17 protein-coding genes and 1 pseudogene are annotated in these 17,244 nt (G+C 70.9%); 3 read left to right on the top strand and 15 right to left on the bottom strand.

Annotated features, from left to right (window positions below; genetic code table 11):
* Positions 1 to 11: 11 nt before the first annotated feature.
* The 7 genes from araA to ABZU76_RS09205 all read right to left on the bottom strand — a co-directional run bounded on the left by araA (position 12) and on the right by ABZU76_RS09205 (position 7,401).
* A complete protein-coding gene (araA, locus tag ABZU76_RS09235; RefSeq protein ID WP_354866716.1) occupies positions 12 to 1,517 on the bottom strand; it encodes an L-arabinose isomerase in 1,506 nt (501 codons plus the stop codon).
* Positions 1,518 to 1,547: 30 nt separating this feature from the next.
* Positions 1,548 to 2,225, bottom strand: coding sequence for an L-ribulose-5-phosphate 4-epimerase (locus ABZU76_RS09230; RefSeq protein ID WP_354866714.1), 678 nt, complete (start codon positions 2,223 to 2,225; stop codon positions 1,548 to 1,550).
* Positions 2,216 to 3,901, bottom strand: coding sequence for a ribulokinase (gene araB / locus ABZU76_RS09225; protein ID WP_354866801.1), 1,686 nt, complete (start codon positions 3,899 to 3,901; stop codon positions 2,216 to 2,218). The genes ABZU76_RS09230 and araB overlap by 10 nt, the downstream gene beginning before the upstream one ends.
* 60 nt (positions 3,902 to 3,961) lie before the next feature.
* Positions 3,962 to 4,990, bottom strand: a complete 1,029-nt coding sequence (locus ABZU76_RS09220) for a LacI family DNA-binding transcriptional regulator (RefSeq protein ID WP_354866712.1) — start codon at positions 4,988 to 4,990, stop codon at positions 3,962 to 3,964.
* 137 nt (positions 4,991 to 5,127) lie between these two features.
* The gene (locus tag ABZU76_RS09215) at positions 5,128 to 5,556 is read right to left on the bottom strand and encodes an MmcQ/YjbR family DNA-binding protein (protein ID WP_354866710.1); all 429 of its coding nucleotides are present in this window, start codon (positions 5,554 to 5,556) and stop codon (positions 5,128 to 5,130) included.
* A gap of 234 nt (positions 5,557 to 5,790) precedes the next feature.
* Positions 5,791 to 6,336, bottom strand: a complete 546-nt coding sequence (locus ABZU76_RS09210) for a hypothetical protein (protein ID WP_354866708.1) — start codon at positions 6,334 to 6,336, stop codon at positions 5,791 to 5,793.
* Between the two features lie 96 nt (positions 6,337 to 6,432).
* A complete protein-coding gene (locus tag ABZU76_RS09205) occupies positions 6,433 to 7,401 on the bottom strand; it encodes a GNAT family N-acetyltransferase (protein ID WP_354866706.1) in 969 nt (322 codons plus the stop codon).
* Positions 7,402 to 7,593: 192 nt separating this feature from the next.
* On the opposite strand from ABZU76_RS09205, the gene ABZU76_RS09200 reads away from it, so the two are divergent.
* Entirely contained in the window at positions 7,594 to 7,944 is a 351-nt protein-coding gene (locus ABZU76_RS09200; RefSeq protein WP_354866704.1) for a DUF6086 family protein, read from the top strand.
* A gap of 66 nt (positions 7,945 to 8,010) precedes the next feature.
* Here ABZU76_RS09200 and ABZU76_RS09195 read toward each other — a convergent pair whose 3' ends face one another.
* Positions 8,011 to 9,168, bottom strand: a complete 1,158-nt coding sequence (locus ABZU76_RS09195) for an LLM class flavin-dependent oxidoreductase (RefSeq protein ID WP_354866702.1) — start codon at positions 9,166 to 9,168, stop codon at positions 8,011 to 8,013.
* 181 nt (positions 9,169 to 9,349) lie between these two features.
* Between ABZU76_RS09195 and ABZU76_RS09190 the strand changes: the two genes are divergently transcribed.
* Positions 9,350 to 10,363 (top strand): helix-turn-helix domain-containing protein, encoded by a 1,014-nt coding sequence (locus tag ABZU76_RS09190; RefSeq protein ID WP_354866700.1) that lies wholly within the window; start codon positions 9,350 to 9,352, stop codon positions 10,361 to 10,363.
* A gap of 3 nt (positions 10,364 to 10,366) precedes the next feature.
* Here ABZU76_RS09190 and ABZU76_RS09185 read toward each other — a convergent pair whose 3' ends face one another.
* Positions 10,367 to 11,734 carry an MFS transporter gene (locus ABZU76_RS09185; protein ID WP_354866698.1) on the bottom strand — a complete coding sequence of 456 codons (1,368 nt, stop codon included), beginning with the start codon at positions 11,732 to 11,734 and terminating at the stop codon, positions 10,367 to 10,369.
* Between the two features lie 121 nt (positions 11,735 to 11,855).
* Between ABZU76_RS09185 and ABZU76_RS09180 the strand changes: the two genes are divergently transcribed.
* Positions 11,856 to 12,548, top strand: coding sequence for a TetR/AcrR family transcriptional regulator (locus tag ABZU76_RS09180; RefSeq protein ID WP_354866696.1), 693 nt, complete (start codon positions 11,856 to 11,858; stop codon positions 12,546 to 12,548).
* Between the two features lie 52 nt (positions 12,549 to 12,600).
* On the opposite strand, the gene ABZU76_RS09175 is transcribed toward ABZU76_RS09180, so the two are convergent.
* The 6 genes and pseudogenes from ABZU76_RS09175 to ABZU76_RS09150 all read right to left on the bottom strand — a co-directional run bounded on the left by ABZU76_RS09175 (position 12,601) and on the right by ABZU76_RS09150 (position 17,161).
* The gene (locus tag ABZU76_RS09175; RefSeq protein WP_354866694.1) at positions 12,601 to 13,062 is read right to left on the bottom strand and encodes a cupin domain-containing protein; all 462 of its coding nucleotides are present in this window, start codon (positions 13,060 to 13,062) and stop codon (positions 12,601 to 12,603) included.
* Positions 13,059 to 13,256 carry a zinc-binding dehydrogenase gene (locus ABZU76_RS09170; protein WP_354866692.1) on the bottom strand — a complete coding sequence of 66 codons (198 nt, stop codon included), beginning with the start codon at positions 13,254 to 13,256 and terminating at the stop codon, positions 13,059 to 13,061. The genes ABZU76_RS09175 and ABZU76_RS09170 overlap by 4 nt, the downstream gene beginning before the upstream one ends.
* 8 nt (positions 13,257 to 13,264) lie before the next feature.
* Positions 13,265 to 14,302 carry an IS30 family transposase gene (locus ABZU76_RS09165; protein WP_354866799.1) on the bottom strand — a complete coding sequence of 346 codons (1,038 nt, stop codon included), beginning with the start codon at positions 14,300 to 14,302 and terminating at the stop codon, positions 13,265 to 13,267.
* A 261-nt stretch (positions 14,303 to 14,563) separates the two neighbouring features.
* A pseudogene (locus ABZU76_RS09160) lies at positions 14,564 to 15,274 on the bottom strand (NADP-dependent oxidoreductase); the annotation flags it as partial.
* Between the two features lie 20 nt (positions 15,275 to 15,294).
* The gene (locus tag ABZU76_RS09155) at positions 15,295 to 16,509 is read right to left on the bottom strand and encodes an MFS transporter (RefSeq protein ID WP_354866690.1); all 1,215 of its coding nucleotides are present in this window, start codon (positions 16,507 to 16,509) and stop codon (positions 15,295 to 15,297) included.
* A gap of 13 nt (positions 16,510 to 16,522) precedes the next feature.
* Positions 16,523 to 17,161 carry an HD domain-containing protein gene (locus ABZU76_RS09150; RefSeq protein ID WP_354866688.1) on the bottom strand — a complete coding sequence of 213 codons (639 nt, stop codon included), beginning with the start codon at positions 17,159 to 17,161 and terminating at the stop codon, positions 16,523 to 16,525.
* Positions 17,162 to 17,244 lie beyond the last annotated feature (83 nt).

Genomic DNA, 17,244 nt, shown 5'->3' with positions numbered 1-17,244 from the left:
TCGTGCTCCTTTCAGAAGCCCTGGGCGAGCCGGTGGTAGGCCTGGTTCCAGCGGATCCGGTCGGCGAACCCGGAGGTGGTGGTGCCTGCGTCGATGGTGAGGAGCTCGACGCCGAGCAGGTCTGCGAAGTCGCGGAGGGTCTCGACGGGCACCGCCTGGGTCAGCACGGTGTGGTGCGGCGCGCCGGCGGTGATCCACGACTCGGCGGAGGTGGCGAGCGACGGCGCGGGCTGCCAGACCGCGCGCGCGACCGGCAGGCTGGGCAGCGGCTCGTCGGGTGGGACGACCTCGATCTCGTTGGCCACCAAGCGGAACCGGTCGCCGAGGTCGGCCAGACCGAGCACCACGCCGGGACCGGGGGCGGCGTCGAACACGAGCCGTACCGGGTCCTCGCGGCCGCCGATGCCGAGCGGGTGGATCTCGCACGACGGGCGGGCCGCGGCGATGCTCGGGCAGACCTCGAGCATGTGCGCGCCGAGGATCTTCGGCTCACCCGGCCCGAAGTGGTAGGTGTAGTCCTCCATGAACGACGTGCCGCGGCCGGTGCCCGTCCCCATCGCCTTCACCGCGGCGAGCAGGGCCGAGGTCTTCCAGTCGCCTTCGCCGCCGAAGCCGTAGCCGTCGGCCATCAGCCGCTGCACGGCCAGCCCCGGCAGCTGCCGCAGGCCGCCGAGGTCCTCGAAGTTCGTGGTGAACGCGCCGAAACCGCCCTCGGTGAGGAACCGCCGCAGCCCCAGCTCGACTTTCGCCGCGTACCGCAGGGAATCGTGGCGGGCGCCGTCTCCGGCGAGCTCCGGCGCCACGTCGTAGGCCGACGCGTACTCGGCGACCAGTTCGCCGATGTCCTTTTCGGACGCGCTGTCGACGAGCTCGACGAGGTCGTTCACGCCGTAGGTGTTGACCGAGACGCCGAAGCGCAGCTCGGCCTCGACCTTGTCCCCTTCGGTCACGGCGACGTCGCGCATGTTGTCGCCGAAGCGCGCCAGCCGCAGCTCGCGCAGGTGGTCCGCGCCGATCGCGGCCCGCGCCCACGCGTCGATCCGGTCGGCGACCACGGGGTCGCCCGCGTGCCCGGCGACGGTCTTGCGCGGCACGGCCAGCCGGGTCAGCACGTGGCCGAACTCGCGGTCGCCGTGCGCGGCCTGGTTGAGATTCATGAAGTCCATGTCGATGCTGCGCCACGGCAGGGCTTCGTTGAGCTGGGTGTGCAGGTGCAGCAACGGTTTGCGCAACGCGTCGAGCCCGCCGATCCACATCTTCGCCGGCGAAAACGTGTGCATCCACGCGATCACCCCGACGCAGGAGGTGTCGGCGTTGGCCTCGAGCAGCAGCCGGCGGATCGCGGAGGCCTCGGTCAGCACCGGTTTCCCGATGAGCTCGGCCGAAAGCCGTCCCGTCGAGGCGAGCAGCCGCTGGATCTCCAGCGACTGGCCGGCGACCTGCGCCAGCGTGTCCTCGCCGTAGAGCGCCTGACTCCCGGTGAGGAACCAGACCTGGGGTTTGTTCTGCGAAGCCATTTGTCTCCTCGTCGTGTGGGCCGGCCGGGCTCAGCGCTGGCCGTAGACGTTCTGGTAGCGCGCGTAGAGCCGGTCGACGTCCTCGGCCGGCAACGGTTTGGGCGCGCCCAGCTCGAATGCCTTGTGGACGGTCCGGGCCACGTCCTCCACCAGCACCGCCGCCTTCACCGCGTCGCGGGCGGTGCGCCCGACGGTGAACGGTCCGTGGTTGCGCATGAGAACGGCAGGGGAGCGGCTGGCCCTCAGCGTCTCGACGATGCCGCGGCCGATGGAGTCGTCGCCGATCAGCGCGAACGGCCCGACCGGGATCTCCCCGCCGAACTCGTCAGCGATCATCGTGAGCACGCACGGGATGGGCTCGCCGCGCGCGGCCCACGCGGTGGCGTAGGTGGAGTGCGTGTGCACGACCCCGCCGACGTCGGGCAGATGCCGGTAGACGTAGGCGTGGGCGGCCGTGTCGGACGACGGCGCGAGGTCGCCGTGGCGCAGCCGCCCGTGCAGGTCGGTGATGACCATGGTGTCGGCGGACAGGTCGTCGTAGGAGACCCCGGACGGCTTGATCACCATCAGTTCGCGCCCGGGCACCCGCGCCGAGACGTTGCCCGCGGTCCAGGCGACCAGCTCGTTGCGCGTGAGCTCGCCGTGCAGGTCCGCGACGGTGCGGCGCAGCTCGGCGACGGTGCCGAGCAGCTCGTCGGTCAGCGACATGTCAGGACTGTCCTTTCGCCGGCGGTGGCGGTGGCGTGGCGGCGGGCCGCGAGGCGGTGCAGCACGTCGCTGCCGCCGCGGCCGAAGTGGTCGTGCAGCTCGCGGTAGTCGGCGTAGAGCTCGTCGTAGGCACGGGCGTGGGCGGGCACCGGCCGGTACACGTCCCGGTGGACCGAGCCCATCGCGCGCGAAGCCGCGGTGATGTCCGGGTGGGCGCCGGCCGCCACGGCGGCGTGGATGGCAGAGCCGAGCGCCGGCCCCTGCGCGGACCCGATCACCGACAGGGGCAGGTTCACCACGTCGGCGTAGAGCTGCATCAGGAAGGCGTTGCGGACGAGCCCGCCGGCCACGACCAGCTCGGTGACCGGCACGCCCGCGTCCCGGAAGGCTTCGATGATCGTGCGGGTGCCGAACGCGGTGGCCTCGAGCAGCGCCCGGTAGGTGTCCTCGGCACGGGTGGCCAGCGTCTGGCCGACGACGACGCCGGTCAGGTCGTGGTCCACCAGCACCGAGCGGTTGCCGCTGTGCCAGTCGAGCGCGACCAGCCCGTGCGCGCCGATTTCCTGCGCCGACGCGAGCGCGGTGAGGTGTTCGTGGAGCGAGACGCCCGCTCGTCGCGCGTCCTCGTGGTAGCCGGGCGGCACGCCGTGCTCGACGAACCAGCCGAAGATGTCGCCGACCCCGCTCTGCCCGGCTTCGTAGCCCCATAGCCCGGGCACGATCCCGCCGTCGACGACCCCGCACATGCCCGGGACCTCTCGCAGCTCTTCGGCGTTGAGGACGTGACACGTCGAGGTGCCCATGATCGCGACCATCCGGCCGGGTTCGACGGCCTGCGCGGCGGGCGCGGTCACGTGCGCGTCGACGTTGCCGACCGCGACGGCGATGCCTTCCGGCAGACCGGTCCACGCCGCCGCTTCGGCGGTGAGCGAGCCGGCCCGGTCGCCGAGGCGCCCGAGCGGCCGGTCGAGCTTGTCCGGCACGAAGTCCGCGAACCCGGGGTTCAGCTCGCGCAGGAAATCGGCGCCCGGGTACTCGCCGTCCTGCAGGATGCCCTTGTACCCGGCGGTGCAGGCGTTGCGGACGTAGTGGCCGGTCAGCTGCCAGACGATCCAGTCGGCCAGCTCGACCCAGTGCGCCGTCGCCGCGTAGACGGCGGGCGCCTCCTCGCACACCTGCAGCGCCTTGGCGAACTCCCATTCCGACGAGATCCGCCCGCCGTAGCGGGGCAGCCACTTCTCGTCGCGGGCTCGCGCGAGCTCGGTGATCCGGTCGGCCTGCGGCTGGGCGGCGTGGTGGCGCCACAGCTTCACGTACGCGTGCGGCTCGCGCTCGAATTCCGGCAGCTCGCACAGCGGCGTTCCGTCCACAGTGGTCGGAACCACTGTGCACGCGGTGAAGTCGGTGCCGAGGCCCACGACGTCGGCGGGATCAGCGCCGGCGTCGCGGAGCGCGGCGGGCACTGCGGTGCGCAGCACCCCGACGTAGTCCGAGGGGACCTGCAGCGCCCAGTCCGGCGGCAACGGCTCGCCGGTCACGGGCAGCGTCCGGTCGACGACGCCGTGCGGGTACTCGTACACGGCGGTGCCCAGCTCGGCGCCGTCGGAGACCCGCACCACGACGGCGCGGCCCGAGAGCGTGCCGAAGTCGACGCCGATCACGAGAGGCTCGTGAATGTTAGCGTTAACATTCGGGGAGTGCGGGGACACGGGATTCTCCTTCGGTGGGGACCGCGCTCAGCGTGGTCCGGTGCTCTCCCGGACGATCAGCTCGGGCTCGACCAGGTACCGCACGTGCTGGTCGCCGCCGCCCATCCGTTCGGTCAGCAGCCCGAACGTGCGCCGGCCGACCTCGATGAAGTCCTGGCGCACCGTGGTCAGCGGCGGCGTGAAGTACGCGGCCTCGGGGACGTCGTCGAAGCCGGCGACGTGCACGTCCGCCGGCACGCCGATGCCGGTCTCGGTAAACGCGCGCAGCAGCCCGAGCGCCATCTGGTCGTTGGCGGCGAACACCGCGTCCAGCCCGCCGTTTCCGGCGGACACCTTCTTGGCCAGCGTCCGCCCGGCGGCGTAGCCCGACGCCGGGCTCCAGTCGCCGCGGATGACGGGCGGCACCTCTGCGCCGTGGCGCTCCAGCGTCTCGCGCCAGCCGCGCTCGCGCTCGAGCGCCTCCAGCCAGTCCTCCGGCCCGGCGACGTGCCACACCGTGCGGTGCCCGAGCGCGAGCAGGTGCTCGGTCGCGCGGCGGGCGCCGTCGTACTGGTCCACGGAGATCACCGGAACCGGCGCGCCCTCGCCGCCGCCGACGGCGACCACCGGGACCGCCGAAGGCACTCCGGCCAGCGCCTGCCCGGCCGTGACGTGCGGGGCGATCACGACGATCCCCTCCACGGCTTGGCGCCGCAGGCTCTCCACCGCGTCCGCGATGGACGACCGGCCCGGACGGCTCACGCTCGAGATCGTGATGGCGTAACCGGCTTCCCGGGCGGCGTTCTCGATGCCGTACAGGGTGCTCGCGGGTCCGTACAGATTGGACTCCAGCGCGACGACGCCGAGCGTGCCGGAGCGGCCCGTGACGAGCGCGCGGGCCGCGGAGTTGGGCCGGTAACCCAGCTCCTCCACCGCGGCCATCACCCGGGCGCGGGTCTCGGGGCGGACCGGGCCGGTGCCGTTGATGACCCGCGAGACAGTCATGTGGGAGACGCCCGCGAGGCCGGCCACGTCGGTGAGGCTCGCCTGCCGATCTCCGGCCGCTCCTGCTGACACTACGTCACCGCCTTCCTCGTCCGGGTGGTCCGCGTCACTCTTTCCGGCGCATAGTGTTAGCGATAACAGTCACCCGGTCAAGACTCGGCCGGGTTACGACTGGGTCTCCTGATCGTCGGGAGAGCGGGCCTCGCGCGTCAGCCGGCCGGAGGCGGGTGTTCGGCGAGCCACGCGGCCGCCCTGCGGGCGGAGGCGCGCGAGAGCCACGCCTCCTGCACCACCTCCGCCAGCTCGCCCCGGCTGAGTTCGCCGAGGCGGCCCGCCCGCGCCAGCACCGACAGGTGCCCGCGGAAGTGCGGGGTGGTGAAGAACGGCGTGGCCTCGTCCTGCACGAGTGCTTCTTTGTCGGCTTCCGACGGGACCCAGAAGACGATCACGTCGGGGTAGCGCTCACCCGTGTCGGGGTCGAAGGCGTCCGGTCGCGGGTTGCGGAAGAAGACGAACGACTTGCCGCCGACCTGGTACACGGGTTTGCCTTCGGTCCCCGGCCAGATCTTGACGTGCGGCATCGCGAGCGCGAGTTCGTGCACGTCCTCGACGCACGCGGGACGGTCGTTGTCCGGCATCCGTCGAGTGTAGGGGCCGGGTCGCGTCGACGCGACGATCGCGGCACTCCGGCGGTGTCCACATCGGACAGCGCCGGGACGGCCGTCGAGCTCGGCCGATGTCGTTGCCGCGCGGGCATTCCCGGTCGACGCGGCCCCGGTGGTTCAGCGCCGGCGCCGGGAAACGCGCCGGGCGGTGCGCCGCGAGGTGCGGCGGGCGACCCTGCGGGATCCGAACATGGTCTGCCTCCTGTCTCAGGTGCGGCTGGGTGTGGCGGTCTCGAAGGCGTGCAGTTGCTGCGCTTCCTCCGCCGTGACCAGGCCGATGGCGACCAGGTCGAGCGGGCTGATGAAGCCGTCGGAGATGCGGAACCCGCCCGCCTCCGCGATGGCGTCGCGCAAGGGGATGGCCCAGCGGTGTTCCAGCAGCACGAGAGCGGCGGCGGAACCGTCCGGGATCTCCTCCAGGACGTCCCAGGCGTCTTCGTCGGAGAACACCTCGACGCCTTCGGCGGCCTTCTCGGCACCCGCGAGAGCGCCGGCCTCCATGCCTTCCTCGCCGTCGATCCCGAGCCCGATCAGCGCGCCGACCTTGCTGCCGAGCTCGATGGCCTCTTCGTCACTGAGGTTGCTCAGGTGGGCGACCTCGATCTCGCCGTTTGAATCCTTGTGCACGGCCAGCGCGTCGACCACGTTGACGGTGCCGCTCTCCCTCAGGCGCTCGAGCTCGGTGATGATCGCGCCGTGGAAGTCCGGGTCCGGAAATCCCAGCACAACGAGCTGGATGGGTCCGATCGTCATGAATCTGCCTCCGTTCTGCGTCGCGTCCCTCATGGCGAGCATCTGGGCGCGGGTCGTGAACGGCCTCATCTGCGAGAGGTGAGCTTGCCCCGCGCGTCAGACTTCGAGCGCCCAGCGGACGTACGGCCGCTTCGACGTGAAGCCGGCCCTCGCGAAGATCCCGGACGGGCCCGCGGGGCTCGCCGAGTCCGCGTTCACGCTGGCCCGGTCGAAGCCGTGCTCGGCGGCCGCCCGCAGCGCCTGCCCGATCAGCGCGCCGGCGACGCCGCGGTTGCGGTAGGCGGGGATCGTCCCGATGACCATGAAGTGCACGTCGCGGACACCGGTGACCGCTGCGTCGGCTTCCCAGTGGTTGCCCACGAGCACTCCCACCGCGGTGCCGTCCGCCGCGTCGCGCAGCAGGAAACTGGCCTCGGGCCGCAAGGTGTGGTTGGCGATCTTGTTCTTCCAGTTGTCCGCGGGCACCGGCGCCGGAATCCAGTGGTCCGCGTACGCCTTATTGCGGGTCACGCGGAAGTCCTCGTCGTTGTCCTCCGACCACTGCTCGATCCGCAGCCCGTCGGGGATCTCCGCTTCGGGGAGCGCGGCGCCGAGCGGGTGCTCCATGTGCTGGAAGTGCCGGACGGGCGCGAAGCCTTGCGGGCCCAGGAGTTCGGCCAGGCCGGCGATGTGCCCGGCCTTGTGGACGTCGATCGCGAGCCGCAGGTCCGGGTGGTGCAGCGCGTGCAGCGTTTTCGCCGCCGCCACCCCGGCCTCGACGAGCGCGGTGCCGATACCCCGGCGCCGGTGGTCCGGGTGCACGCCGCCGTCGAGGAACACGCGGTGGACCTCTTCGGCGAACCGCTTGTAGCGGATCTTCATGTACCCGACCATCACGTCACCGTCGAAAGCCGTCAGGCTCGCGCGCTCCAGATCCGCGTAGGGGTCGACCAGCTCCTGGAGGGTGTCCTGCGCGGTGTAGTGCTCGCCGATCCGGTCGACGGTCTCCATGGCGTTGAGCAGATCGGCCGCTGCCTGGGCGTCGGCGCGGGTGAGCGGCTGCCAGGTGAGAGACGTGGTGTCCATGCGCCCGAAGGTATTCACGCGCGGGCGGGCTGTCGCTTCGTTTTCCGGCAAAAGCGATCGCCGACGGCCGGATGCGCTCAGTACGCTCACGCGGCCTCAAAGCACCAGATGGGGGAGTGAGCGTATGAGTCAGAACTCCTGGGTTGGTGACACCGTGGTGTGGAACCCGTCGAACGGCGTCGGTTTGCGTTTGTGCGCTCCGCCGACGCGGTGGCCCCGATCGTGGACCTGCCCACCGGGATCAGCCCGGCGGACCACATCGCGAACGCCGACGAGTGGGCGATCGACCTGCCGGTCTTCACCGCCTTCGTCGATGCCCTCGTCGATCGCTACCAGCGCTCGACCCACCTGATCCTGCGGTCGATGGTGGAAGGCTTCCTCGCCACGGCGATGGTTCTCCTCGACCGCGCAGATGTCGAAATCCCGTCGCTGGACCGCGAACCAGGCCCTGACGTCCGCGACATCTCGATGGTCGGAACCCAGGCGGAGGCCGGAGAGCTCGCCGAGCTCCGCGCCGCCCACTCGCGCGCGATGCCCACCTGACCAACGGAAACGTCCACAGCGGCACCGGAGCCGGAACCGGAACCGGTGCCGCCGCGCCCGCGCCGATCAGGCGGACTTCTCCGCTTCGTGCCGGGCCTTCGCCTCCTCCAGGGCCTGGCCCTGCCGGCTGTGCAGCTCGGCCCGCAGCTTCTTCGCCTGCGCCTCGGTGGCGGCGAGGCGGTCGAGCCGCTGCTGGAAGTGCGGGGCGACGGCTTCGGCGAACAGCTCGTAGTGCCGCGCCGTGGCGGCCGGGGTCGCCCACTCGTGCGCCATCATCAGGTATGAGCCGAAGCCGCCCTTCGACTGCGCCTCGAGGTTGCCGATCTGGCGGATCGCGTCCTGCGGCGTGCCGATCACGCCGATGCCGCTGGCGTTGATCCAGTCGACGCGCTCGGTGAAGGTCGCGCCGCCGGGTTCGAAGTGGGGGACGGCGGCGACGTGCTGCAGGTAGTCGCACCAGTCGTCGAGGCCGTGCTCGACTTCGGCGTAGGCCTGCTCCTTCGTCTCGGCCAGGTGCATCGGTCCGACAAGGCGCCAGCCGTCGCGGTTCATCGTGGTGCCGAACTGCGTGGCGCGTTCCTCGGCGACGTCCCAGTGCTGGGCCAGCAGGTCGAGGTCGCCGGTCAGCGTCGCGCCGATCGACAGGAGGCTGAGCCCGTGCTTGCCGGCGATGCGCGGCCCCGACGGCGACGCGATCGCGGCGACGCCGACCTCCAGCCCGCCCTGGGTGAAGGGCCGCAGCTGGCACAGTGCGTCACGCAGCTGGTAGCGGTCGGTTTTGGCCGTCACGGGTTCGGCGCCGTTGAGCAGCTGCATCAGCACGTCGGTGTCCTCTTCCAGCGCGCCGCGCTGGCTGAGGGGGTCGAGGCCGATCATGGACGCGTCGGTCGGCAGCGAGCCCGGGCCGAGGCCGAGCATGAACCGGCCGCGCGTGAGGTGGTCAAGCAGAATCGCGCGGTCGGCCACCCACAACGGGTTGTGGTACGGCAGCGAGAGCACGCCGGTGCCGAGCTTGATCGTCTTCGTCTGAGCCGCGACGTGGGCGATGAAGATCTCCGGGCTCGCGATGAGCTCGACGCCGCAGGAGTGGTGCTCGCCGATCCACGCTTCGTCGTAGCCCAGCCGGTCGAGCAGCTTGATCGTCTCGACGTCGCGAGCGAGGGCCGCGACCGGGCTCTTGATCGGTGAGGCGTGGAACGGGGCCATGAAGACGCCGAAACGCATGAGTCCTCCTTGACTTCGCCGGCCGGGTGATCGACGGTAACGCCGGTGTGCCGCGCCACACCGGGCTCGAGGCGGAAGCGTTCAAAAGATGAACACCCCGCCCGATCGGGGGCTGGCAGCGCGCTTCGCCGATCCTGCACACTCGGGGTTCCCGGCGCCGACGCCAGGAGAGGAGCCGCCCGTGCCCACCTCGGACGTCTGGCAGCAGTTCCTCGAGGCCGATCGCCGCGGGGCGGCGCGGCCGGAGATCGAGGAGTCGTGGGTGCGGTCGCGGCAGTCCGGCGTCGATCCCGAGCGGCTCGACCTCGCGCCCGCCGAGTTCGACCCCGAAACCCTGCTCGTCGCGGTCGGCGGCCGCGTCATCCCCGGCACGGCCGATCTGCTCGTGGGCGACGCCGCGTCGGTCGCGTTGGTCGACCCGCGCGGCACGCTCACCTGGCGCTGGGAGTCTGACCCCGCGCTGCGCCGTGACCTGCAGCAGGTGGAGGTCGAGCCCGGGCACCGCTACGTCGAGGACGGCGTCGGCACCTGCGGGGTCGGGCTCTCGATGGCGGTGCGCTCCGCGTCGATGGTGGTCGGTGCCGAGCACTACAAACAGGCCTGGCACCCCTACACCTGCGCGACCGCTCCGATCGTCGACCCGACCACGCGACTGCTGCTCGGCTCGGTCAACGTGTGCTGCCGCGCCGAGCACACCAACCGGTTCGTGATGGCCGCCGTCGTGGCCTTCGCCGAGCGCCTGCGTTCGGCGTTGCGAGACGCGGCCACGCCCCGGCAGCGCCGGCTGGTAGACGCGCACATGACGTTCCGCTCCCTGCCCGGCACCACCGTGATCACGCTCGACGGCGAGATCATGATCAGCGACGGCGGCCCCACCGCGACCCTGCCCGACCGCGCGACGCTGTGGTGGATGCTGCGCGAAGCCGGCCCCTCGGCCACGCACCTGCCCCTCGCCGACGGCCGCGTCGCCACCGTCCGCCCCGTCACCCCCGGCCGGTTCGAGGATGGCTGTGTCCTGATCTTCAGCGCGGGTTCGTTGTCGGAGCACGAAAACCCGCTCCAGAACGCGGAAGCCGAGATCATCCGCGAGGTCCTGATCGCCTGCCGCGGCAACAAGACCGCGGCGGCGCACCGGCTCGGCATGTCGCGCGGCACCCTGTACAAGCGCATCCGCCGCTACGGCCTTGGCGACTGAGCTTCACCGCTGGGCATGCTTCGGCAGGAACCGGACCAGCAGCAGCACCAGCACGTAAACGCCGGCGCAGAGGCCGAACACCAGCTCGGCAGCGCACATGTATGTTGCCGCCGAGGGCTGCCCGACGCGGGCGAAGAACACGGTGCCGAGCGCGGCGACGCCGATAGCGTTGGCGAACTGCTGAGCGGCGTTGAGCACGCCGGCGCCGGTGCCGACCTCTTCGGTGGTGGCGTCGCCGAGGATGAAATCGAACAGCGGCACGAACAACAGCCCGGAACCGAGCCCGGTCACGAGCAGGGCCGGGGCCAGCTGCCACACGGTGATGGCGGCCTCCCAGTGGGAGATCGACCACCAGAGACCGAGCAGGCCGACGACCGCGACGGCCAGTCCCAGGTCGAGGTTGAAGCGGCCGAGCTTCGCGGCGAGGACCGCACCGGACAACAGCGTGGCGACCGCCGTGCCGGCTGCCCACGGGATCAGGGCGAAGCCGGTCTGCAACGGTGACCAGTTCATGCCGGACTGCAGCAGCAGGTTGAGCACCAGGACGAACGCGCTGAGCGCGGCGTAGAACCCGCCGACGATCAGCAGACCCACCACGAAGCTGCGCTTGCGGAACAACGACGGCGCGATGACCGGGTGCGGGCTGCGGCGTTCGGACGCGACGAACAGCCCGAAGGCCACCAGCCCGGCGGCGATCATCACGTACGTCCACACGGGCCAGCCGAGGTCGCGGCCCTGGATGAGCGGCACGATCAGCAACGCCGAACCGGCGGTGAGCAGGCCGACGCCGCGCAGGTCGAGGCGCGCGGTGCGGTCTTCGCCGCTGTGACGGGGGAGGACGCACCAGGCGAGCGCGCCGGCGAGAACGCCGAACGGGACGTTGATGAGGAAGATCGAGCGCCATTCGCTGCGGAAGAGGTCCAGGTGCAGCAGCCAACCGGCCAGGACCGGGCCGGCGACCGTGGCCAGGCCCATGATCGGGCCGAAGGGCATGAGCGCCTTGCGCAGGTGCTCGGGCGGGAAGACGATCTTCACCAGTGAGAGACCCTGCGGGATCATCACGGAGCCGAACAGGCCCTGGAACACGCGGGTGGCGATGAAGAGCCCGGCGCTGGGCGCTAGGCCGCAGGCCAGCGACGCGACGGTAAAGCCGGCCATGCCCAGCAGGAACAGCCGCCGGCGGCCGAGCAGGTCACCGAGGCGGCCCGAGGTGATGAGGCCGAGCGCGAACGCCGCGGTGTAGGCCGAGAGCACCCACTGCAGCGTCATCGGCCCCCCGCCGAGGTCCGCTCGGATCGAGGGTCCGGCCAGGTTGGCGACGCTCGTGTCGACGAGGTCCATGAGCTCGGCGACGACTACGACGACCAGCACCAGCCAGGCCTGGCGGAGGGGGAGCTGCGACGTTCGTGGCGCGGTTAACGAACTAAGTTCAGTAGACACGAACTAAGTTCTAAATGACGAACTAAGTTCGTGTCAAGGTAGGGTGGCGCACATGCCCGCCGCCTCCCGCCGTGCTCAGCGCTCCGAGCCCTCCGCTTCCCGCAAGCCGCCCATCACCGCCGAGCGCATCACGGACGCCGCGTTGCAGGTCGTTGCCACCGAGGGCTACGACGCGCTGACCATCCGCCGCGTCACCGCCGTGCTGGGCACCGGCCCGTCGTCGCTCTACGCCCACATCACCACGAAGACCGACCTCGACGACCTGCTCATCGGCCGGCTCTGTTCGGAAATCTCCTTGCCCGAGCCGGACCCCGCCACGTGGCGGCAGCAGATCCACGACGTCTACGCCCAGATGCGCGACCAGTACCTCAAGTACCCCGGCGTCTCTCGTGCGGCGCTCGCCTTGGTCCCCACCCACCTGGAAACCCTGCGTGTCAGCGAGGGCATCCTGGGTCTCTTGCTGGCCGGCGGTGTCCCCGCGCAGACCGCGGCGTGGGCGCTGGACTCACTCACGCTGTACGTCACCGCGTATGCCTGGGAGCGGTCGCTGGTCCACCAGCGCCGGAAGAACGAGGACGACGACTGGGTGCTCAGCCGGGAGGACCTCGTCGAGCGGCTCGGTGCTCTGCCGGCCGAGCGGTTTCCCCACACCCGGCGCCACGCGGCCGAGCTGACGTCCGGGTCCGGTCACGACCGGTTCGACTTCACCCTGTCCTTGATGCTCGACAACCTCACCGCTTCTTGATCGCTGATCGCGAAGCGGTGAGGTTGTCGGGTCAGACCGGGTTCCCCGCGGCTCAGCCGTGCGGGTCGTCCACCTTCAGTTGTTCTCCGGTCGGCGCCACGAACACGACCAGCAGTTTCGCCGGTTCGGTCGCGCTGACGTTGTCCGTGGCGACGTGGTGCGCGCCCGGCTGTTCGGTCCAGTTTTCGCCCTGGTGGTAGGTGTGGGCGGGCTGGCCTTCGAGCTGGCTGCGGACCGTGCCTTCGAGCACGTAGGCGTAGACGAAAGCGTCGCCGTGGCGGTGGGGGGCCGCGCTGGCAGACGGCGGGAACGAGACGATCGACGAGGTGAACGTCTTGCCCGGGATGTTCGGCAGGGCCTGGGCGAGAAGCGGGGTCAGCGTCTCGGCAGGATGACCGGAAGCAGAGACCGGAGCCGAAGTAGGAGCCGCGGGCTGGGACTCGGCTGCGGACGAGCAGCCGGCGACCGCCACCGCGGTGAGCAGCAGGCCGCCGGCGACACGCGGGTTGATCACTCGGCCACCTGGATGATCGTCTTGCCCTGAGTCCGCTGACGCCGCGCGAACGCTTCGGCGGTCTCGGCGAGCGGGCGCACGTTGCTGACGATCGGCTTGAGCCGTCCGTCGCGGACGCGCTGGGCCAGGTCCGCCAGGCGCACGCGATCCGGTTCCACCACGAAGAAAACGGCGCGCCCGTCGGCCGGCTGCACGGCGGTTTCTAAGGGTCGTTGCGACACTGCTGGTGGTGGTCGGTGGTGAGTAACTGTGTCATGCGTTCGGTTGGGCTGTCCCAGTTGAGGGTCATGCGGGGGCGGTCGTTGAGTTCGGCGGCAACCGCATTCAGATGTTCGGCGGTGTGGACGGCCAGATCGGTGCCCTTGGGGAAGTACTGCCGGAGCAGGCCGTTGGTGTTCTCGTTGGACCCGCGTTGCCAGGGGGCGTGCGGGTCGCAGAAGTAGACCGGCATGCTGGTGGCTTGGGTGAACTGGCCGTGCAGGTGCATTTCGCTGCCTTGGTCCCAGGTCAGCGACCGGCGTAGCTGGGCGGGCAGGGTGGCGATCTTCGCGATCAGAGCATCACGAACGGCGGAGGGAGCGTAGCCGTCGGGCAGGTGCAGCAGCATCACGTAGCGGGTGGCGCGTTCCACCAGGGTGCCGATCGCCGACCGGTTGAACGCGCCCATGATCAGGTCGCCCTCCCAGTGCCCGGGCACCGCCCGATCCGCGACCTCCGGTGGCCGGTCGCTGATCATCAGCATCTCGGTGGCCATCCGCGGCCGCCGCTGATCCGGACGGACGTGGGGCCGGCGGGTGACGCGGCCGCTGCGCAGCCAGCCGGCCACCTCCCGGCGCAGACCGCCCCGGGCCTGAACGTAGAGGGCTTGGTAAATGGTTTCGCAGGTCACGTGCCACTCCGACCGGTCAGGGTGATCGCGGCGCAGCCTGCGGGCGATCTGCTGCGGGCTCCACCGCTGGTCCAGCCCATCCTGAACGACGGCCCGCAACACCGGATCGGCGACCAGCTTGCCCACTTTCGGACGGGCCCGACGCCCAGCGGCCAACTCGTGCGCAGCATGAGGCTGATAGGTCCCACCCGATTGCCGGTTGCGATGCAACTCCCGCGCGATCGTCGAGACCGGGCGACCTAGCTCGGCCGCGATCGTCCGCAGCGAGATCCCGGGCTGGCGGACCCGGTCGGCGATCCGGATCCGCTCGCCCAGGCTCAGAAACCGCGACGAGACCACCGCCGGCACCACCGGTGCCGCAGCCGAGGCCGCGGTGACCCGCCACCGTTTCGCAGTCCGATAGTTGATCCCGACCCGCCGGGCCGCTTCTCTGCTGCCTAAACCTGCTTCCACCAGCGCAAAATAGGCCGCCCGCTCCTCACGCAGAGCCCGGCCACGCCGATCAACGCTTCGAGATCTGCTTCCCGACGCTCGGTCTCGTTCCGATCTGGACACCCGCGCAACTCCTGAACAACTCAGGTGTTGCAACCACCCCTAGAAACCGCCCACCTCGGGGGGCGCGGCGATGGTCACGACAGTGCCGCCGGGGCGGATGTGCTTCGTCGAGCGCTCGAGGACCTCGCCGCCGATGACGTCGAGGATCACGTCGGCCGGGCCGGCGGACTCGAAGGATGCGGTGTCCACAAAGGAGTGCGCGCCGAGGCCGAGCACGAAGTCGCGGTCGGCGGGGCGGCCGGTGCCGATCACGTGGGCGCCCGCCTCGCGGGCGAGCTGCACCGCGATGGACCCGACACCGCCGGCTGCGCCGTGGATCAGCACGGTCTGGCCGGCGGACAGCGAAGCGTGGTCGAACAGCGCCTGCCACGCCGTCAGCCCCGAGATCGGCAGCGCGGCGGCCACGGTGTGGTCGATGTCCGCGGGAAGCGGCGCGAGGTTGCGGGCCTCGACGGCGGTGTACTCGGCCAGGGAACCGTCGCGCAGCCAGTCGGTGAGGCCGAACACGCGCTGCCCGACACTCAGGCCGGTGGTGCCGTAACCCAGCTCGGCGACGACGCCGGACAGCTCGTGCCCGGGCACGCTGGGCGTGCGGTCGCGGCCGGCGCGGTCGGTCCAGGTGCCGGGCCACTCGAGCTCGCCCGGGGTGAAGCCGGCGGCGTGGACGCGCACGATGACGTCGTTCTCGGCGGCGTGCGGGTGGGGCACGTCGGCGAGCTTGAGGCCGCCGACGCCAACGCTTTGGTCCTGTGCGGTGATGGCTTGCATTTGGGGTCCTTTCAGGACAGTCAGTGGTGTTGGGGTGCAACGAGTTCAGCAACTCGCCGGGCCGAAGAGGACTGCACGGCGGCGCTCACGGACAGCACCCCGACGAACGCGAGGTACACGTAGCCCGTCGTCTCCAGCCCCCAGTACGGCTCCACCAGCCCGGCCGCCAGCGACGGGAGGCTCAGCGCCGCGTAGCTGACGACGTAGGCCGCGGAGAACACTTCCGACCGCGTCTTCGTGGTGGTGGCCGCGCTGATGCCGCGCAGCGTCCCGGTGAACGTCAGGCCGACGCCCAGCCCGGCGATCACCGACCCGCCGAGGAAGCCGGCCGCGGAGCCGAAACCCAGGGCACCTGCCAGCACCGCCGCGCCCACGACCAGCAGGACCGCGCCCATCAGGGTCGCGATCCGGGCGGTGTGCCGCGCCGCCCACAGGCCGCCCGCGCTGTTGGCGAGGAACAGCACCGCGATGGCGAGGCCGCCCGCGGCGCCGAACCGCACGTGCAGGACCTCGGTCACGAGCGACGGGGCGAGCGCGAGGAACAACCCGGTCAGTGACCACCCCGCGACGATGGCGGGCACCGCGCCGAAGAACGCCCGGCGCGTCTCGCGCGGCACGCGGACGCGCGGGCGCAGCGACGTCAGCACGCCAGGCCGTGGGCGGGCCGTCTCGGGGATGGCGAAGACCAGCGCGGCGACGGCCATGAACGCCACGGTGAGCACCGGGAAGACCACCGCGTCGGGGTGCGGGCCGGCCTGCACGAGCAGGCCTGTCACACCGCCACCGGCGGCGAGGCCGAAACTCGTCCCCACGGCGGTCATCATCGGTCCGCGGTGCGGGCGATCCGCGGGGGAGAGCTCGACCAGCCCGGCGGCCAGCGCGCCCGTCGCCATCCCGGTGGCGAGGCCCTGCACGATCCGGGCCGTCACGAGCGCGCCGACCCCGCCGGCTGCCCAGAAGATCGCCGTGCCGGCCGCGGCCACCAGGAGCGCCGCGACCAGCACCGGCCGGCGCCCGACGTGGTCGCTCAGCGAACCGACCGTCAGCAGCGCGCCGACCAGCCCGGCGACGTACACGGCGAAAACGACCGTCAGGATCGTCACCGAAAAGCCCCACCGCTGCAGGTACACCGGGTAGATCGGCGAGGGCGCGCTCGTCGACGCCATCAGGAGCACGTTGGCGAAGACGAGCAGGGCGAAGGAGGCGCCCCGGCTCAGACTGTGTCGGTCGTCCATTTCGGTGGCCGGGTCAGCTCGACCATGGCGAGCCGGTGATGCGCTCGACGGTGGTCGTGCGGGAGAAATCGGGGATGAAGTGCTCCAGGATGTCGGAGTTCACCGTTCCGTTGGTGGTTTCCGGGCGGTGCTTCAGCGCGTCGACGAAGGTGCGCAGGAAATCGTTCTTGAAATCGCCGCGCGGGTGGAAGGCGAGGATTTCCTCGACCTGGGCGAGGTCCAGGCCGTCGAAACCGAAACCGAGCACGTCGGTCAGCACGCCGAGGTGGGTCGTGGCGATTTCCGGGCCCATGCGCCCCGGAATTCCCGGCGTGGTGTGCAGGGCGATGGCCGTCCACACGGTGTCCGCGGCCGCGGGCGAGAAACCCCGGTCCAGCAGGAACTTGCGCCCGTGGTCGGCGCCGTCGACCTCGAACCGCTGCTCCACGTCGGAAAACGGCGTGATGAGCCCGGTGTCGTGGAACATCGCGGCCAGGTAGAGCAGTTCCGGATCCGGTTTCACCCCGAGCCGCTGCGCGTGGAACTGGCTGAAGAAGTAAACCCGGCGGGAGTGGTGGTAGATGAGGGGGTTGGTCGTTTCCTGGATGAGACGCGACGCCTCGACGACCGCCGCCGTCTCGGGGACCTCCACACCCGCGATGATCTCTGACATGACTGCTGCGCTTCCGTTCTTTTCTCGACGGATTGTCTCCGTCTCCATGGTGCCGATCGCGGCACCCGTCGTGCCGCCTTTGT

Source organism: Amycolatopsis sp. NPDC005232 (genome assembly GCF_040607795.1).
Lineage (GTDB): Bacteria > Actinomycetota > Actinomycetes > Mycobacteriales > Pseudonocardiaceae > Amycolatopsis.
This window is presented reverse-complemented; position numbering and strand designations above follow the sequence as displayed.

Coding starts and splice junctions, on each gene's coding strand:
- ABZU76_RS09195 (WP_354866702.1), bottom strand. CDS start 9,168: ATGCGTTTCGGCGTCTTCATGGCCCCGTTCCACGCCTCACCGATCAAG.
- ABZU76_RS09155 (WP_354866690.1), bottom strand. CDS start 16,509: ATGGACGACCGACACAGTCTGAGCCGGGGCGCCTCCTTCGCCCTGCTC.
- araA (WP_354866716.1), bottom strand. CDS start 1,517: ATGGCTTCGCAGAACAAACCCCAGGTCTGGTTCCTCACCGGGAGTCAG.
- ABZU76_RS09180 (WP_354866696.1), top strand. CDS start 11,856: ATGCCCGCCGCCTCCCGCCGTGCTCAGCGCTCCGAGCCCTCCGCTTCC.
- ABZU76_RS09205 (WP_354866706.1), bottom strand. CDS start 7,401: ATGGACACCACGTCTCTCACCTGGCAGCCGCTCACCCGCGCCGACGCC.
- ABZU76_RS09230 (WP_354866714.1), bottom strand. CDS start 2,225: ATGTCGCTGACCGACGAGCTGCTCGGCACCGTCGCCGAGCTGCGCCGC.
- ABZU76_RS09215 (WP_354866710.1), bottom strand. CDS start 5,556: ATGCCGGACAACGACCGTCCCGCGTGCGTCGAGGACGTGCACGAACTC.
- ABZU76_RS09210 (WP_354866708.1), bottom strand. CDS start 6,336: ATGACGATCGGACCCATCCAGCTCGTTGTGCTGGGATTTCCGGACCCG.
- ABZU76_RS09150 (WP_354866688.1), bottom strand. CDS start 17,161: ATGTCAGAGATCATCGCGGGTGTGGAGGTCCCCGAGACGGCGGCGGTC.